We start from the raw sequence: 16,212 nt of genomic DNA on the forward strand, positions 1-16,212 counted from the left end.
CTCTTACCTTTTATAAAAATCAAAACCAATATTTTCCACATTCCCTAACCTTGTAACCTTCGAACTTCCTAACCTTAAAACACCCCATCGTACTTCGTACTTTCTCACCTCCCACCTTTTACTTTTTACCCAACCTTCAAACTTTCTAACCTTAAAACCTTCCTTCGTACCTCCCTTTCATCCATCCAACCAATCCTTAAAATCCCCTACTTTTTCTCTGCTGACCAGGATGTCGTTGTCTGCACAGTTGGCCAATTTGATTTTTAGGCGGCTGTTGGAGTAGGTGTGGATTTCGGCGATGGCCGAAAAGGAAGCGATATATTTTCTGTTAAGTCTGAAAAACTTCCTTGGGTCCAACATGGCTTCTAATTGGTCAAGCGTATAGTCCAAAACATATTTTCTCCCCTCCACAGTCTGCAGGAAGGTGACTTTTTCTTCACTGTAAAAAATGGAAATATCCTCGGTCAGCACGCTTTGGATCTTTTCACCAAACTTCACCAAAAACCTGCTTTTATACTGGCTGGAATGTGGGGAAAGCAATTCCCTTATCTGCTGGAGTTCAATGCCAGGTCTGACTTGTTGGGATTGGAATTTTTGGATGGCCTGGGCCAATTCCTTTGGGTCAATGGGTTTGAGGAGGTAATCGACCGAGTTCAACTTGAAGGCCTTGATGGCAAACTGGTCAAACGCCGTGGTAAAAATAATCGGTGAACTGACTTTTACCCTTTCAAAAATCTCAAAACTCTGCCCGTCGGCCAATTGGATATCACAGAAAATGAGGTCCGGTAACACATTTGTTTCCAGCCATTTCACCGCTGAAGTAATGCTGTCCAGGTGTCCAAAAATCTCCGAAGTCGGCAGCAAATCCAACACCAATTGCCTCAACCTGTTGGCGGCAGGCCGCTCATCTTCTATGATCAGGATTTTCATGATTTTTCCAGTTTGAGAAGTGGCAGCTCGACGATAAATTCTGTTCCGGTCTTTGTGATTTTGGGGCTTTTATCACTAAGCAGTGCATAGCGCTTTTCTATATTTTCCAGACCTATTCCACTATCGGCGACTTCTTTGGTGAGTTTGGGTTGGAGGTTATTCCTGACGATCAAAGAATCCGGAGTTTGTTGGATAAAGATTTTCAAAGGCTTCTCCATACTCGCGATGTTGTGCTTGATAGCATTCTCCAAAAGCAGCTGCAGAGAAAGCGGCGGAATGTTCCAACCTTTCATTTGGTTGACATCGATGTAATATTCCAAGCTTTGCTCAAAGCGGATTTTCTGTAAACTCAGGTAGTTTTCCGCAAAAACCACTTCCTTTTCCAAGCCTACCAATTCCCTGTTTTGGACATCGAGCACATACCGGTAAATCTTGGAGAGTTGCTGGATAAATTCCGCAGACTTGTCAGCACTTTCATAGACGAGGTTGGAAAGCACGTTCAAGGAATTGAAAAGAAAATGAGGATTGAGTTGGTCTTTGAGGGATTGGTATTGGCTGGCAAACTTTTCGGATTTGAGCTGTTCGGCTTCGATCGCCGCAGACCTCCATTCGTACAGCCAAGACCTGGAAATAAAAATGGTGATGATTATCAAGGCAACTGATATCGGCATCAGGGTATTATTCAACATCCGGACCCAACTGATATTTGAGAGCGTGACCTCCTCCACAGTCACCAAGACATACCCCAACACCAAAATAAAGCTGACGATAAAAGAGTAAACCATGTAAGCCAAAGCAGTCAGGACAAGTCTTTTCACAGGCTTTTCGATCCAGGATATCCGAGAGTCAAAATACTCCTCCACCTTGAATCCCCCCATACTCAGAGAAGCCGACATCAAAAATGAAAAAACCCAGTCAGGGATAATGGATGAAATCCCTTCCAAAGACAAAAAACAGGTGGGACAGAAAATCAACATCAAAATAGTGGATATCCCAAAATTCAATAGGATAAACCGCTTGGCAGAATTGAAGATCGTGGCTGAACTATAGAAACTTTTGCTCATGGATTTTTCCTTGAAGGAGGTTTAATTTGAGAAATACCTATTTGATTCTAAATTTATTAATCCTTTTTGGCATTGGAAGCCAATATCCCCCAACCGCCCGAGCCGATCAGGAAGCCCAATCCATATAAAAACCCGGTATTGTTCATCGCAAACATGGCGACATCCTTGTCAAATAGACTGATCACCAAACTGATGGGAGCTATTATTCCATGCCATATTCCCCAAAAAAACCCATAGGTCTTTCCTGTCAGGCATTGGTCTAAAGGCACATTCTCGGCGCAAGAAGACATCAAAATCAGAAGCAATACTCCTGAAAGGATTTTGGTAGTATTCAAAATTTCAAGTCTCTTCTTCATTGTCATTAGGTTTTGAAAATTATCAATTATGTATCAATGTCGTTTAGATAAGCTTTTGCATTATACAAACCTTTTCCAAAGTTGGGACCAGTTCATGAAAATCTTAAAACAGCCATTCCAAACTTTGGAAAAGTTTATCGAACCCCTAACTAAACAACCTTGAATTATGTATAGCCCTTCGTTGCACGAAGCCAAACCAATAATGATTTGCGATCAATTTAGCGTGGCCATAGACTGTCGACTGTCGTCAGTGGACGTTTAAGCAAATTCACCCTTACTTTTACTTTGTTTTGATATCGCTCCCATGATTATCATCCATTTTGCTTTGTTGATACCAAACAAAATCCCACCAAACAACATCACGGCACCGGTGGCTACTCCGACCATATTGTAAAAGGGCACTTCGGGAATCCTTGTCATCATCTCACTGACAAATGCCCCATAGAGACCTATCACCGACCAATACATAGAAGAGAAATGAAGATAAGCCCAATTTTTGAAATGATTTCGCAAGAAAATCGGAATCATCCCCAAAGCCAAAGTGAAAGAACTGACCACTGCGAAATAATGAAAAATCCCCCATTTGCCAAATAAGTTGTAAAGCATAAAGGCTGTCACCAACAAGACCGCCATGCTTGCCACATAGAGATATCCCATCCGGATATGGGTTTTGCTTCCTTTGGTCATCAGCAATACCGCTGAACCAAGTATCAAAGCCAAAACGGAGGCTAAAAAATGGATTAAACCGATTTCACTACTGAACAGACTGGACATAGATTTTTTGTATTTATTTTATAGATATCAGCTTGTTTGAAAGCAATCATAAATTTGACAATAGACTGGACGGAAGACCGAAGACCCCCGCCTGTCGTCGGGCAGGGATGTACCGTACATTTCAGCCTTATGGCAAGAATTATTTTGAATCACCATGCTAATGGGATCATTGCCTCAAAACATTTTATTTGATATACTAAAGCTTCTCAATCTTTTAGGTTTATTCGGAACCCAACACTTGCCACAAATCCATTGGAATAAAATGGACTTCCGGCGATTTTGTCAGCTCTGGCACCAGAGGTCATGACTCCTAATTCCAGGAAGTAATTGAACGCCGGAGTGGGGAAAAACTCAAAGCCAAAAGTTCCATAGGAAATCATCCTGAAGGATTCTGAGGAAAATCTGTCAGAAGGAAAAATCCCCACCAAGCCTCCCTCACCATACAGGCGGATGCCTTGGCCAACTTCTCCTCCAAATCCTACAAAACCCAAGGAGACATTTTGGTAACCGCTCCATACATACTCGCCATCTAATAGGTGCTCAAAATAGACCTGATTGGCTTTGAGCCGGAAGGCGGCATTTCCATTTAAAATTTCGGGACTGGTCATATTCAATCCAAAGGCAAAATCATCTTGAAACTGATTGACTTGGAAACCAATTCCAAGACCTGAATTGGGCTTTTTTTGCTCCTGAGCAAAAACCGAAAAGCCAAAATACAGCAACATCAATAGGGAAAATAGCGTGGTTTTCATGGGAATAACATTTTTATAAGGTTGTTTGAATCTTTGCCAATAGGCCAATATTTTTTTACTATCGCTTTGGAAGACGGAAGTCGGAAGACCCCCGCCTGTCGCCGGGCAGGGATGTATCGGACATTCTGGTTTTCATCCATGAATTAGACTTGGTAATCAATTTACTGGCAACATTTCGTACATAAATTCTAATTAAAGTTGAACCAGAAAAACCTTCCTGAAATGAATCCAGGAAGGTTATTTTTTTTATTTGCAGGTATTTTCTTTCATTTCTTCTGCCATGCCTTTTCCCCAGAGAGGATTCAAGGATCCTTCTTTGGCTTCAGCGGCTTCTTTGGCAAAAAGCTCTAAACTAGAAGCTACCAAGCCACAGGCTTTTTCGGGTCCCTGACCAAAAAATTGCGCCATCCCATATTCCATCTGAGCCATCAAGATAATCGCTCTTGGGTTTTGGCGGTTTAGTCCGATAGCTTTGCCGAAAGTCTGCATCGCCAATCCGGAAAGACTTTGTCCTCTGGAATTGGGGTCGGCGGCGAGTTCTCCCATAATGATATAGCCTTCCACAGCTACGATTTCAGAATTGTTAGGGGAAATTGCTTTGGCTTTTTCAATGTGCTTTTTGGCTTGGGCATAGTACCCGTCTTTTTCCTCCAATCCTCCCTCAGTCCTGAATCCCATATTGGCGTAAGCCAATGCAGCATAGTAGTCCGGCAGCCATTCACCTGCATTCATCTCCGCGATTCTGGCAAAAGCATTGGCGGATTTTTGAACTTCCGAAACAGGCCCTGCCTTCCCAAAAGCTTGGATTTCTTTCAACATGGCTTTTTCGTAGGCTTCATTGGTAGCGTTGGCAAAAGAGGCAACGAACATCAACAGTGCGATAATCAGTGTGTACTTTTTCATGGTTTCTAGTTTTATAAGTTGTTAAGATTGTTTGCTGTTTTGTCTTTGGAGAGTGTCAGGAATATGCCGAGAAATATGAATCTTGGTGCGGTCTGTCTGATGGGCAGGCTTTCGTATTTGCCGGATTCATTTGTCGTGGGGCTGAATTGGTAACCGAAAATATTGTCCCTTCCCAATACATTGGAGCAGGCAAAATGGATAATCAGATTCGGTTTTGGCAGGTAACTCCAGCTCAGACTCAAATCCCGGAATCCTTTGGTCTTGGCATTCATCTGCCCTGCAAAATTGGGATCAGTATAGGTAAAGCCGTCGTTGATCGCAAAGGAACCACCGAGTTGGGATTTCAATCCTGACACAAAATGCTTCACAACGATCGAGGCATTATGCCTTGGCGCAAAACCCGGCTGCACCATTTCGGTAAATTGCGCAAACTTTCTCCTGCTGTCCACAAAGCTGTAAGTCACCCAGAAATCCGTGTTTTTGACAGTCGTCTGATCTCTGTAGAAAACATCGAAACCCTGTGCATAGCCCGATCCGTTTTGTTGGATATTTCTGTAGAAATATTGAGGGCCTTCGTAGGTAAGGATCTTTTTGTAATCCTTGTAAAATGCCTCAGCGCGGAGGGTTCTACCCTTTTTTGTCAGGAAATAATTCAAGATCAAATGGTTAGCAATGGTATTTTGAACTTCAGGACTTGCAATCCTCAATTGCTCCACGGGCATTTGGCTGAATTGCCCGGCAGCCAAGGAAAGTTGGCCTTCATTCTCAAACTTGTATGCCAAAGAAACCCGGGGATCCAACCAAGTCTGATCTGCCAATACGCTGTGGCCTGCCCTTAGCCCCCCTCGGAAGATCAGTTTGTTGCTGACATAATAATCACCTTCAGTGAATAGATTTGCTTGCAAATCGTTAAAATCCCTGACCAGATTTTCTGATTTCAATCCTTCCTCATAGCTGAACAGGTAGGATTCTATTCCTGTCCTTAAGGAAAATTTATCCGAGAAACCTTTGAGAGCTACTGCTTTGGCATGGATGACCCGGTTTTGATTTCTGATATCAATTTGGTCCAAAGTAAATTCATCCACGTTGTTGGAATAGGAAATGCCACCGTAATAGCTCCAATCGTTTTTGCCGATTTGCTTGAAAGATCCTGAGCTGAAAGTGTAGTGGTTTTTGAGGTCGACTAATTGTCCACGTCCTTCAGATCCGGGGATCTTCTGCCAGATTTTCATTCCTCCTGATTCTGTACGGGCGTAGGCTTTGACCATCCCGCTTTTTCCCCACTTTTGTCTTGCGCTCACTTCGGCATCCCATCCATAAGGAGCTCTTTCCCAATCAAAATTTTGGGTGACCATGGCCTGATAGGGCGACAAGTCCATGTAATTGGCGGTAGCTGTGAGGCTGTTTTTCTCCCCAACCAATGTCTGTGAATATCCCATACCAACTGATAGCAGACTGATATCCCCCTGATTCCTGGCAGGCATATCTACAGTGCTCAAAGCCAAAGCAGAAGAAAGTGCATGTCCGTATTCTGCCGAATAGCCTCCTGTAGTAAAAAAAGAACCTTTGAAAAGATTGGGGTTGAAGCGTGTTCGTGTGGGAACGTTGGAAGCCGTGGTACCAAAAGCATTTCCGACTTTCATCCCATCGATAAAAATCGAAGTCTCGGATGCATCCCCGCCACGGACAAAAAGGCGGCCGTCATTTCCCACATTGGCTGTGCCGGGCAAAGTCTGAAATGCCCCGATGATATCTCCCATAGCCGAGGGCACTGTCACAATATCAATCGGTCTCAAGACCACCGCTTTTTTCTCATCCGAAGCTTCCATCGCGCCTGCGGTGATGGTCACGGCTGTCATTTCGTTGATGGTTTCCTTGAGGATGGGGTTGAAGGTCTGGGCTGACCCGTTCAGGTCAATTTCAAATTCTTGGGATTTGAAACCGATGGCTTGAAAAACCAAAATGAACTTTCCTGTTTCGTCTGTTGCCAATTCGTAGCTTCCATCGACTTCCGAGGACGTACCTTCATAAGTGCCTTTCAGAAAAATATTCACACCGGGAACAGTCTCTCCCTTATTGTCTTTGACAATCCCTTTGATCGTGGTCTGGGCCAAGGTCAGGTTGACAAGAAAAAACAAACAGATGGTTAAAAGTGCCTTCATTGCTTTGATATTTGATCCAAAAGTGTGGAGAAAGGCAAAGCCAAAAAATTAAAGCTGACTGAAGTGTAGGATTAGGTGGATGAAGTGTGGGGAATGGGGGAAGTTTGGAATTCTTATTAAGGTTAAATTCTAGATATGACGACCATAGACGACAGTCGACAGTCCATAGCCACTGCTCTCGAACCGCCATCCATGTTATTTAACTAGCGGGATCCATGTTTTGATAAATAATATTTATTAAAAAATTTTCGATTACTGTAACCGCCATTACTGTAACGGTGGTTACAATAAATTTCAAAAATCAAACGTCAATCCCATAATGCATTTTGGAATTATGTATATCCGCTTTCTTACCACCATCTCAATTTAACAAAATGACCTCGACTTGGTTCGACAGGCTCACCAACCGTCGCTCGGTCACCGGATATTGAATGATGACTAGGAAGGGAGGAAAATGCGGCTGCGCCGCATTTTCCTCCCTTCCTTTGAATACCAAATCATCGGGCACCGAGCGAAGTCGAGGTGTAAATCAAAATAAAATTCGGCTACTGTCATTGCGTACAATCATATTGGAATTTATATGATTGATCCTTCTTTCACTTAACCATATAAAACCCGAATTGAAGTTCCATTGTAGCAGCTGTGGACTGTTGACCGTGGTCCGTGGACTTTTTTCAATCATAAAACAAAGAAGGAAGAAAAAGAGAAATCCCAGGTACAAAGGTCACGAGCAGCAATACAAACAAACTCACCAAAAGAAAAGGAACTCCCGCTTTTGCAATTTTTTCCATCGGAATCTTGCCAATACTGGAAGCTACAAAGAGACAGACCCCTACAGGAGGAGTAGTCAGTCCTATGACCAGATTCACCACCATGATCATCGCAAACTGAATCGGGTCCACCCCGATATGCACTGCCACACCAAGCAATACAGGGAATAGAATCAGCAAAGAGGCAATAGTCTCCATAAATGCACCGACAAATAGCAACAGCAAGTTGATCAGCAAAAGGAGCAAAATCTTGTTTTCGGTGATATTCAAAAGGCTTTGGGCGATCAGTTGGGGAATCTCCTCCACAGTCATGATCCAGGCAAAAAGATTGGCAAATCCTACCAAAACCATCAGTGAGGCCGTCATCTTTGCGGATTCTAGGATAATCTTGGGAATCATCCTGAGTTTGAGTTCACCGTAGACAAAAAGCCCAATCGCCATGGCATAAACCACAGCTACAATGGAAGCTTCTGTCGGGGTAAAGACGCCACCGATAATCCCAAAAAGTATCAAGAGCGTCATTAAGATTGCCCAAAATGCCTGGTAAAAACTCTTGGCCATCTGCAAAAATGAAACTCTGGGGTTTTTGGGATATTTTTTTTTGATAGAAATGATGTAAGTGACCAGCATCAAACCCATTCCTAGCAACAATCCCGGAACAATCCCTGCGATGAAAAGCTTTCCAACAGATAGTCCGGTCAAAGTTGCCGCGATGATCATGGGTAAACTCGGTGGGATAATAGGCCCAATGGTCGATGAGGTAGCCGTCACAGCACAAGAAAAATCGGTATCGTATCCTTCTTTCTCCATGGCCGGAATCATCACCGAGCCGATACTCGCCGTATCGGCTATGGCTGTTCCGGAAATCCCTCCAAACAACATGGAGGCCCCAACATTGGCCAGACCCAAACCTCCACGGATGTGTCCGAAAAGTGCATTGCACAATTGGATAATCCTGTTGGTGATGCCGCTGGCATTCATCAGGTTGCCGGCAAGAATAAATCCCGGAATGGAAAGCAAGACAAAGACATCAAGCCCTGCATACATTTTTTGGGGAATGACAATAAAAGGCAAATCTGAAAACAAGATGAAAACAAATGATGCCAATCCCAATGCGAATGCAACGGGAAAACCAAAAATCAGCAACAACAGAAATACGACGAAGAGTAGAATGGTCATTGGTTTCGGAAGATTTTCTGGAGGTTTTTCTGAAGTTCGATTATTGAATAAAATGCTACAAACGCTGACATGCAGGTCATAGAAAAATAGATAAAGGCCATATTGATTTTCAAAGAAGCAGAATCTTGCAGACTCACTATGTCCATCAGGGGAATGCTAAACACCAACATGCACAGCATCAAAAGAATGATACATAGCAGAATGAAAGAATCCATCCAATGACGGGCTTTGCCACCTAACCAATCTAGAAACAAGGAGACGTTGATATAAGACCTGTCTTTGACCGCAAGTCCTGCACCCAAGCTGACCATGTAGATAAAACAGAACCTTGCCAATTCTTCCGTCCAATGCGGAGACCAAGGCAAAGCATATCTGGCAACGACCTGAATCACAACCGTTATTATCATCAACATAAAACTGATGGTGACTGCCCATTCCAATATTTTATCCATGGTAGTTTGTGAGACCTGAGATTTGAGACTTGAGACTTGAGATAATAAGCCAGTCCGATTTCATTTTACTTCTTGGATTCTTTTATACAGCTGTTTTTGTGCTTCGGTAAAACTCTCCATGACTGCGGCGCTAGCAAGTTTTTCAAATGCTGCCTTGTCTACTTCGATAAACTCCATTCCTTTTTGTTTCAAGAACCGGTAATCCAATTCTTCCTGTTCCAGGTAAAGCTCATGTTCGTAGGCTTGCATCACATTGGCTGATTCCAGTATGATTTGCTGTAAATCAGGCGGCATACTTTCATATTTCTTGTTGCCCATGACCACGTAAGCCCAACCTTTAACATGTTCGGTCAGGTTACAGTATTTCTGTACTTCATAAAGTCCTGCATTCCGGATCAAAGCAAAAGGATTCTCCTGCCCATGGATCGTGGATTGTTGCAAAGAAGTGAAAACTTCAGAAAAAGCCATCGGCGTCGGTTTTGCTCCCAAAGCACTCCAAGTGGTGACATAAAGGGAAACATTTGGGACCCGAATAATCAGCCCTTTGAGGTCCTCAGGGTGTCGAATAGGCGTATTTGTGGTGAGGTTTCTCGCTCCTCTTTCAAACCATGCGATGGGCTTTAATCCTGCCACTTCGGTGATATGCGCCTCAATTTCTTTTCCAATGGGACCACCGGCTATTTTTTGAAGGTGGTCAGAATCCCTGATTGCATAGGGGGTGGCGCATAATATGGCATAAGGAAGGCTCCAGTTTTCTAGTGACTCGGCTGTGACCATGATATCCATACTCCCACCCAAAATCCCTGTAATCATGTCCATTTCCTTTCCAAGCTGTTCGTTGGGATAGACCTTGACTTGTACCCTTCCCTCAGATTTTTGAAAAACTTCCTCCGCAAACTTCATCGCTGCTTTGTGCCATATATTGTTTTCATTGGCGAGGTGTCCAAACCGAAGTGTAAATTCAGGTTTGGATTTTGAATCTTGTTGCCTACAGCCCATGAGGACTAATGCAATTAGAAAAATATAGGGAAGGCTTTTGATCATTCTGGATTTTGTTGGTGATTCTTTCGCAGAAGCTAAGGATCAATAATTTATTGAAAAAAATCTGCTTTCTAACAAAACGGTAAACAAATCCCGTAATTGATGGAAAATATTGGATTCAATCCAACCTCGGCAGACTCAGTTTGTATTTGACTGCAATCAACCTGATACTGATAATCATAGAAATGGAAACCAGCAGGTTGATATCTCTGTGAACGCCAAAGTAATTCAAAACCAAATATAGTATAGCGCCTGCCAAACAGGCGGAGGCATAGACTTCCTTACGGAAAAGTATCGGGATTTCATTGACCAGGGTATCTCTAATCACTCCACCCATCACTGCCGAAAACATGCCCATGATAGCTGCAATCTCAGGCCTGAACCCTAGGCTCAAAGATTTTTCGACACCAAGCACCGTAAAAAAACCTATTCCAAGTGTGTCAAATAGAAACATGGTTCTCCTCAATTTCAACATGATTTTTGGGAAAACAAAAGCTGTAAAAATCCCAGCAAAGATCGCATAAAGGAAGTGGACATCCCCTATCCAGACCAAGGGATAAGCCCCCAACAACACATCCCGGAGTGTTCCTCCACCGATAGCCGTGATGAATCCAGTGAATCCCGCTCCAAAAATATCATGCTCGCGGTCTCTGACTGCCAAAGCACCGGAAATCGCAAAAACAAATGTACCGATCAGTTCTAAGGGATATTGAAGATCCATTTCCATAGGGAATATTTATCAAAGAAAACCTATTTCATGTCCATGTAAAAGTGAATGATGGATTTTTGATTTTATATGGTAAATTCCTAACTTAATCAAATAAGAAAACCCCATTGACCTATGAGAGAAAGACTGAATGTATCGATACAATCTGCGAGTTTGATTTTGGTGGCCGCAGGCCTAGCTTGGGTGGTTTGGTCCAATGACACCAGCATGAAGGAAATGTTGACTTACCTGATAATTCTTATCCTATTGATAGAAGGCTTGAGTCTTTTTTTGATAGGGAAGGTATATCCTGAAAGCCACACCACTTTCAAAACGGGAATATTGGCTTCCTTATTGATACTTTTTGGAATCAAGATAATGGCGCCCGACTTGTTCATTCCCTTGACCATCACAGTTTTTGCCATCAATTTTATGTATAATTTTTATACCAATGGAAAAAGGAGACAGGGAACTTTCAAAAGAAAAACCGGAGGGAAATTAAAAACAAGGTAGGTTGAGGATCGGCATAAATTTTGAAAGGGATGAGTAAAAAGAACATAAAATGTTGAAAAGATACCTTTTGATCCTTTTGCTGCTAGCACCCATCTCACTTTTTGCTCAAGTCAAACTAGATCGACTTGTCTCTGAAAGGAAAAGCATGCACGCTGCATGGAAAGCTTCAGAGTCCAAAAAAACCGGAATTTTTGGGAACCGGACCAAGAAGGACATGATCGAAACCAATGAATGGATGGAGCGCATCATCCAAAAAGACAATCAGATCATGGAAGAATTGAAAATGCTGAGCGAGATCGAAAAAACCGAAATCACCTACGAAAAGAATGACTATAAATTCATTTCCCAAAAACAGGAAAGGGAAATAGCCATGCTCAAAAGGACATTAGCAGAAAAAGAAGGGATGGTGATGGAAGAAAAATCAGAAAGCAGGACTTATGAGTGGCTGACTTTCATTTTCTTCCTCAGCACCACAACTTTATCTTTCCTTTTTTGGAAAAGGTCAAAAGCCTAATCTTACTTCAACCTCGCAATGGGGGTTCTGCCACCTTTGGTTTTTTCATCCAAGCTGACCAAAACTTCGGCATCCAAAGGAAGATAAACATCCACTCGTGAGCCAAATTTGATAAATCCGAATTCTCCACCCTGGGCAAGAGGTGTTCCCTCTTTTACATACCATTTGATCCTGCGGGCTAAAGCACCGGCAATCTGACGTACCAGAATTTTAACACCGCTTTTGTGAGAGATGACCATGGTAGTCCGCTCATTTTCGGTGCTGGATTTAGGATGCCAAGCGACCAAATATTTTCCCGGATGGTATTTGAAAAATTCTACAATACCCGCAATAGGAGACCTATTGACATGGACATTGATTGGGGACATAAAAATGGAAACCTGCTTTCGCCTGTCATTAAGGTATTCAGTTTCGGTGGTCTCTTCTATCACCACCACTTTTCCATCTGCAGGTGCAAATACCAGTTTTTCTTCGTTTGGAAGCTGAATAAAAGGGTTCCGGAAAAACTGTAAAATCAACAGATACAAAATAATACTGACAAGCAAAATGACATTAAGGATGGTTTCCTGTTCTGGAATCCACCTGTTCAATCCAAAATTGACTGCTACCAGAATTAGCAATAGCCAAAATAATAATGTTCTACCTTCTCTGTGAATACTCATTTTCTATAAAATTGAAAGGGCGTGAAAGTTGACCTTCACGCCCCAAATATAGTAAAAACTTTTTTTTAGACTTAAAATCCTCCCCTAAACGTGTAGGTTTTTGCTACTTTATCAATTGCGACTATGTATGCCGCAATCCTCATCGGAACCTGATATTTGACTGAAGCTTCATAGACATGGTCAAAAGCATCCTTCATGATCCTGTCAGATCTTCTGTTTACCCTTTCAGCAGTCCACTTATACCCTAGTCGGTTTTGAACCCACTCAAAATAAGAGACAGTCACCCCGCCTGCATTGGCCAGGATATCCGGCACAGCCATGATTCCCTTGTCATTTAATATCGCATCTGCCTTAGCCGAAGTAGGGCCATTGGCACCTTCTACGATCAATTTGGCTTTGATTCTATCGGCGTTTGCGATGGTGATGACATCTTCCACGGCGGCAGGCACAAGTACGTCCACCTCCAGTTCAAGCAAATCCATGGCGTCCGCCAGTTTTTCAGCACCTGAAAAATTCTCAAGCGTTCCTTTGTTACTGTCTCTGTAAGCAATAGCTTCTTGGATATTGATACCGTTTGGATTATAATAAGCCCCAGAAATATCAGAAATAGCCAAAATCCTCAAGCCTCTTTCTTCCAAAAGCAGGGCTGCCCATGAGCCTACATTTCCAAAACCCTGAACTGCGCAGGTAGCCTGGAAAGGGTTGATCTTTAACTTCTGCATGGCCGCCAAAGCGGTAACCATGACACCGCGACCGGTAGCTTCTGTTCTTCCGAGTGAACCTCCCAATACCAATGGCTTGCCGGTAACCACAGCATTGACCGTCATTCCATGCGCTTTGGAGTATTCATCCATCAACCAAGCCATTTCTCTTGGACCCGTTCCCATGTCAGGTGCAGGTATATCCTTGTCCGGTCCAAAGACATCTATCATCGCTAGGGTATAAGCCCTTACCAATCTTTCAATTTCTCCTGCAGACATTTCCCTTGGATTGCACCTCACCCCTCCTTTACCTCCACCGTAAGGTATGTCCACTACGGCACATTTCCATGTCATCCACGCTGCAAGTGCCCTGACTTCATCTAGGTGCACATCAGGTGCAAACCTGATTCCCCCTTTTGCCGGTCCCAAAATGTTAGAATGAATAACACGAATTCCTTCAAAAACCTTGATTTTACCATTGTCCATGGTAATCGGAAGGGAGACGATGACTTGTTTGGCGGGATTTTTTAGCACGTTGTAGACCTCTTCAGATAGGCCTAATTTTTCTGCTGCAATGTGAAACCTTTCCATCATGGACTCCAGCGGATTTTCTTTATCCTTGATCGGAGCCGGTTCAATGTAAGCCATATTGGGTTTATTTAGTTGACTGTTTAATACGGTACAATATTAAGGAGTTTTTTAATATCCTATAGGCAAAATTAGAAGATTTTCAAAAAGGCGGCTATAAATGGTGCTGATAATAACAATCCGTCAAAACGGTCCATAAACCCACCGTGGCCCGGAAGGGATTTTCCGGAGTCTTTGATTTCTATGCTTCTTTTAAAAAGTGATTCTATAAGATCTCCATATGTCCCTGCGATGATGATGATAGTCGCCATTCCAAGCCATTGCCATTCCTCAATAGACCTGAAATTCTTGCCAAGAAAATATGCCACAATAAATGCCGATGCAGCTCCTCCCAAAAATCCCTCCCAAGATTTCTTTGGAGAGACTCTTTCGAACAGTTTGGTCTTTCCAAACTTAGTTCCGGCAAAGTATGCTCCCGAATCTGAAGCCCAAAGGATAAACAAGGAGCCAATGATGACCTCATAGTGGAAGGAGCCGTCCACCGAAAAGGCGGCTACATTGAGCAAGGAAAAAGGCACTGCCACATAAAAAATACCAAGAAATGTGTAGGCAATACCTGTGAAAGGTTTCTTGTCTGATTTTCTATATAGTTTGATAAAGAAAACCAGAGAGGCCATAGGAAAAATCAAGAAATAATACTTCTCATTCAGGTGCTCCATCCCGATAAAGAACGAAAGTGTAAAGATACCCAAGCCTAAAAACGTCCCAAAGCTTTTTAAGGGCAACATGCCATCAAGTCCGGAAAGCTTGTAGAATTCCATTTGGGAAAATGCAAGTATCAATCCAAAAATCAGAAAATATAGCCAAGGGCTGATAATGGAGCCGGCCACGATGATACCTGCACCGATGATACCTGTGATTATCCTTTGGCCAAGATTACTGTAATTGTTTATGTTAAACCTATCTCTGACTCTAAAAGGAGATCTCATTCTTGACAATATTTAGTGCTTTTGAAAACTCAACCTGTGGTACCATTACCTCATACTGTCCATGTATCCGGTAGACAGATTCTATTTTATTCATTACGACAGCAGGGATTCCGTTTTCCTCCAAGACTGACTTGACAATCTCAGCCCTCACAGGGGAGCCATCTGAAAATACTTTCTGCCAATTATCCATTTGATTCAATATTTTGAATTTTCTCCTTAAATACCCTAAAACCAACCAACAAAATCAACAATCCGACAAGGGCGATAGGTATAGATACCTGATCTGTTTCATCAATATTGAACTCTATTTTGCCCAATTTATCCAAATAAACCAAAATCACAGTGAAAGTATTGTTAAGAATATGTCCGATTATAGGATAAACAAGGCTTCCTGAATAGAGGTAAAGATAACCGAATACTGCTCCAAGCATCATTCGGGGGAAGAATCCATAAAATTGGAAATGGATTGCTGAAAATATAAAGGCGGATAACCAAATCGCTACGTGGGCATTTCCTGTAAACAAATGAAGCTTGGGTTGGAGAACTCCCCTAAACAAAAATTCCTCTCCGATTCCTGCCAACACCCCGATGACGAGAACCCCCATCAAAAACTCACCGACATTTTCAAAATCGGTCAGGTATTTTGTCAAACCCATCAGTTCATCCTCTTTGGACCGCATCATCTGTTCCAATTCGCTGAGAAATTCCGGCAAAACGATTTTGGCATTCCAGTCAATCAAGAGGCTGTTGAACAAAACTGAGCCAATCATGATTACCAAGGTAAGCGCCAATCCCATGAACTTAAACCTTGACATTTGCTGTTTCCAACCAAGATTTGCTTTGTCTATCACTTTGGAAATCAATAATCCTGCAACCAAAAAGCCAAGTCCTCCACCGAGCCCTTGGACAAAAAGGAAGGCCATCCGACCATTTGGGTGGGAAGATTCTGCTGTGAAAAGAGCGGCAAGCTCATCAAGGGGGATACCAAAAAGAAATGGCAGTAATAAAAGTCCAAGACCTTGCAAAAGAATTAATACGCCAAAAGTGACTAAAACCATCACCACTATAGACAAAAGCCAATTACTTTTGGAAGTGATTGGTACTTGGGTTTTATATATCTCCATAATTGGGGTAAATTTACACGAAAATTAGAATT

At 42.6% G+C, this 16,212-nt stretch carries 18 protein-coding genes; 2 read left to right on the forward strand and 16 right to left on the reverse strand.

What is annotated here, in order from left to right; all coding sequences use genetic code 11:
* Positions 1 to 177: 177 nt before the first annotated feature.
* From MMU07_RS08650 to MMU07_RS08700, 11 genes are all read right to left on the reverse strand, one after another.
* Positions 178 to 930 (reverse strand): LytR/AlgR family response regulator transcription factor, encoded by a 753-nt coding sequence (locus MMU07_RS08650; protein ID WP_241125466.1) that lies wholly within the window; start codon positions 928 to 930, stop codon positions 178 to 180.
* A complete protein-coding gene (locus MMU07_RS08655) occupies positions 927 to 1,994 on the reverse strand; it encodes a sensor histidine kinase (protein ID WP_241125467.1) in 1,068 nt (355 codons plus the stop codon). Before MMU07_RS08655 ends, MMU07_RS08650 begins: the two co-directional genes overlap by 4 nt.
* A gap of 56 nt (positions 1,995 to 2,050) precedes the next feature.
* Complete coding sequence (locus MMU07_RS08660) at positions 2,051 to 2,350, reverse strand: hypothetical protein (protein ID WP_241125468.1); 300 nt, start codon at positions 2,348 to 2,350, stop codon at positions 2,051 to 2,053.
* A gap of 258 nt (positions 2,351 to 2,608) precedes the next feature.
* Complete coding sequence (locus MMU07_RS08665) at positions 2,609 to 3,124, reverse strand: DUF2306 domain-containing protein (RefSeq protein WP_241125469.1); 516 nt, start codon at positions 3,122 to 3,124, stop codon at positions 2,609 to 2,611.
* A 206-nt stretch (positions 3,125 to 3,330) separates the two neighbouring features.
* On the reverse strand, positions 3,331 to 3,876 hold the full coding sequence (locus MMU07_RS08670; protein WP_241125470.1) for a hypothetical protein: 546 nt from the start codon (positions 3,874 to 3,876) through the stop codon (positions 3,331 to 3,333).
* 246 nt (positions 3,877 to 4,122) lie between these two features.
* Positions 4,123 to 4,779 (reverse strand): hypothetical protein, encoded by a 657-nt coding sequence (locus tag MMU07_RS08675; protein ID WP_241125471.1) that lies wholly within the window; start codon positions 4,777 to 4,779, stop codon positions 4,123 to 4,125.
* A gap of 11 nt (positions 4,780 to 4,790) precedes the next feature.
* Positions 4,791 to 6,941 carry a TonB-dependent receptor gene (locus tag MMU07_RS08680; protein WP_241125472.1) on the reverse strand — a complete coding sequence of 717 codons (2,151 nt, stop codon included), beginning with the start codon at positions 6,939 to 6,941 and terminating at the stop codon, positions 4,791 to 4,793.
* A 674-nt stretch (positions 6,942 to 7,615) separates the two neighbouring features.
* Positions 7,616 to 8,890, reverse strand: a complete 1,275-nt coding sequence (locus MMU07_RS08685) for a TRAP transporter large permease (RefSeq protein ID WP_241125473.1) — start codon at positions 8,888 to 8,890, stop codon at positions 7,616 to 7,618.
* Positions 8,887 to 9,342 (reverse strand): TRAP transporter small permease, encoded by a 456-nt coding sequence (locus MMU07_RS08690; RefSeq protein ID WP_241125474.1) that lies wholly within the window; start codon positions 9,340 to 9,342, stop codon positions 8,887 to 8,889. Before MMU07_RS08690 ends, MMU07_RS08685 begins: the two co-directional genes overlap by 4 nt.
* Before the next feature lie 60 nt (positions 9,343 to 9,402).
* A complete protein-coding gene (locus MMU07_RS08695) occupies positions 9,403 to 10,386 on the reverse strand; it encodes a TRAP transporter substrate-binding protein (protein ID WP_241125475.1) in 984 nt (327 codons plus the stop codon).
* A 115-nt stretch (positions 10,387 to 10,501) separates the two neighbouring features.
* Positions 10,502 to 11,104 (reverse strand): trimeric intracellular cation channel family protein, encoded by a 603-nt coding sequence (locus MMU07_RS08700; protein WP_241125552.1) that lies wholly within the window; start codon positions 11,102 to 11,104, stop codon positions 10,502 to 10,504.
* Positions 11,105 to 11,224: 120 nt separating this feature from the next.
* On the opposite strand from MMU07_RS08700, the gene MMU07_RS08705 reads away from it, so the two are divergent.
* Both MMU07_RS08705 and MMU07_RS08710 read left to right on the forward strand, forming a co-directional pair.
* Positions 11,225 to 11,602 carry a hypothetical protein gene (locus MMU07_RS08705; protein ID WP_241125476.1) on the forward strand — a complete coding sequence of 126 codons (378 nt, stop codon included), beginning with the start codon at positions 11,225 to 11,227 and terminating at the stop codon, positions 11,600 to 11,602.
* 49 nt (positions 11,603 to 11,651) lie between these two features.
* Positions 11,652 to 12,116 carry a Clp protease ClpB gene (locus MMU07_RS08710; protein ID WP_241125477.1) on the forward strand — a complete coding sequence of 155 codons (465 nt, stop codon included), beginning with the start codon at positions 11,652 to 11,654 and terminating at the stop codon, positions 12,114 to 12,116.
* Positions 12,117 to 12,118: 2 nt separating this feature from the next.
* Here the strand turns inward: MMU07_RS08710 and MMU07_RS08715 are convergent, their stop codons facing one another.
* The 5 genes from MMU07_RS08715 to MMU07_RS08735 all read right to left on the reverse strand — a co-directional run bounded on the left by MMU07_RS08715 (position 12,119) and on the right by MMU07_RS08735 (position 16,180).
* On the reverse strand, positions 12,119 to 12,778 hold the full coding sequence (locus tag MMU07_RS08715; protein ID WP_241125478.1) for a phosphatidylserine decarboxylase family protein: 660 nt from the start codon (positions 12,776 to 12,778) through the stop codon (positions 12,119 to 12,121).
* A 71-nt stretch (positions 12,779 to 12,849) separates the two neighbouring features.
* Entirely contained in the window at positions 12,850 to 14,127 is a 1,278-nt protein-coding gene (locus MMU07_RS08720; protein ID WP_241125479.1) for a Glu/Leu/Phe/Val family dehydrogenase, read from the reverse strand.
* Positions 14,128 to 14,198: 71 nt separating this feature from the next.
* The gene (locus MMU07_RS08725) at positions 14,199 to 15,056 is read right to left on the reverse strand and encodes a phosphatidate cytidylyltransferase (RefSeq protein WP_241125480.1); all 858 of its coding nucleotides are present in this window, start codon (positions 15,054 to 15,056) and stop codon (positions 14,199 to 14,201) included.
* Positions 15,040 to 15,246 (reverse strand): putative signal transducing protein, encoded by a 207-nt coding sequence (locus tag MMU07_RS08730; protein ID WP_241125481.1) that lies wholly within the window; start codon positions 15,244 to 15,246, stop codon positions 15,040 to 15,042. Before MMU07_RS08730 ends, MMU07_RS08725 begins: the two co-directional genes overlap by 17 nt.
* Positions 15,239 to 16,180, reverse strand: a complete 942-nt coding sequence (locus MMU07_RS08735) for a CPBP family intramembrane glutamic endopeptidase (protein ID WP_241125482.1) — start codon at positions 16,178 to 16,180, stop codon at positions 15,239 to 15,241. The genes MMU07_RS08730 and MMU07_RS08735 overlap by 8 nt, the downstream gene beginning before the upstream one ends.
* Positions 16,181 to 16,212: the final 32 nt, after the last annotated feature.

Source organism: Cognataquiflexum nitidum (assembly GCF_022538055.1).
In the GTDB taxonomy this organism is placed as follows: Bacteria; Bacteroidota; Bacteroidia; order Cytophagales; family Cyclobacteriaceae; genus Cognataquiflexum; species Cognataquiflexum nitidum.

What these genes read in the sequence shown, in the direction of transcription:
- MMU07_RS08715 (WP_241125478.1), bottom strand. Translation starts at nt 12,778, where the DNA reads ATGAGTATTCACAGAGAAGGTAGAACATTATTATTTTGGCTATTGCTA.
- MMU07_RS08650 (WP_241125466.1), bottom strand. Translation starts at nt 930, where the DNA reads ATGAAAATCCTGATCATAGAAGATGAGCGGCCTGCCGCCAACAGGTTG.
- MMU07_RS08735 (WP_241125482.1), bottom strand. Translation starts at nt 16,180, where the DNA reads ATGGAGATATATAAAACCCAAGTACCAATCACTTCCAAAAGTAATTGG.
- MMU07_RS08660 (WP_241125468.1), bottom strand. Translation starts at nt 2,350, where the DNA reads ATGAAGAAGAGACTTGAAATTTTGAATACTACCAAAATCCTTTCAGGA.
- MMU07_RS08705 (WP_241125476.1), top strand. Translation starts at nt 11,225, where the DNA reads ATGAGAGAAAGACTGAATGTATCGATACAATCTGCGAGTTTGATTTTG.
- MMU07_RS08675 (WP_241125471.1), bottom strand. Translation starts at nt 4,779, where the DNA reads ATGAAAAAGTACACACTGATTATCGCACTGTTGATGTTCGTTGCCTCT.
- MMU07_RS08730 (WP_241125481.1), bottom strand. Translation starts at nt 15,246, where the DNA reads ATGGATAATTGGCAGAAAGTATTTTCAGATGGCTCCCCTGTGAGGGCT.
- MMU07_RS08690 (WP_241125474.1), bottom strand. Translation starts at nt 9,342, where the DNA reads ATGGATAAAATATTGGAATGGGCAGTCACCATCAGTTTTATGTTGATG.
- MMU07_RS08720 (WP_241125479.1), bottom strand. Translation starts at nt 14,127, where the DNA reads ATGGCTTACATTGAACCGGCTCCGATCAAGGATAAAGAAAATCCGCTG.
- MMU07_RS08700 (WP_241125552.1), bottom strand. Translation starts at nt 11,104, where the DNA reads ATGGATCTTCAATATCCCTTAGAACTGATCGGTACATTTGTTTTTGCG.
- MMU07_RS08685 (WP_241125473.1), bottom strand. Translation starts at nt 8,890, where the DNA reads ATGACCATTCTACTCTTCGTCGTATTTCTGTTGTTGCTGATTTTTGGT.
- MMU07_RS08680 (WP_241125472.1), bottom strand. Translation starts at nt 6,941, where the DNA reads ATGAAGGCACTTTTAACCATCTGTTTGTTTTTTCTTGTCAACCTGACC.
- MMU07_RS08695 (WP_241125475.1), bottom strand. Translation starts at nt 10,386, where the DNA reads ATGATCAAAAGCCTTCCCTATATTTTTCTAATTGCATTAGTCCTCATG.
- MMU07_RS08670 (WP_241125470.1), bottom strand. Translation starts at nt 3,876, where the DNA reads ATGAAAACCACGCTATTTTCCCTATTGATGTTGCTGTATTTTGGCTTT.
- MMU07_RS08655 (WP_241125467.1), bottom strand. Translation starts at nt 1,994, where the DNA reads ATGAGCAAAAGTTTCTATAGTTCAGCCACGATCTTCAATTCTGCCAAG.
- MMU07_RS08725 (WP_241125480.1), bottom strand. Translation starts at nt 15,056, where the DNA reads ATGAGATCTCCTTTTAGAGTCAGAGATAGGTTTAACATAAACAATTAC.
- MMU07_RS08665 (WP_241125469.1), bottom strand. Translation starts at nt 3,124, where the DNA reads ATGTCCAGTCTGTTCAGTAGTGAAATCGGTTTAATCCATTTTTTAGCC.
- MMU07_RS08710 (WP_241125477.1), top strand. Translation starts at nt 11,652, where the DNA reads ATGTTGAAAAGATACCTTTTGATCCTTTTGCTGCTAGCACCCATCTCA.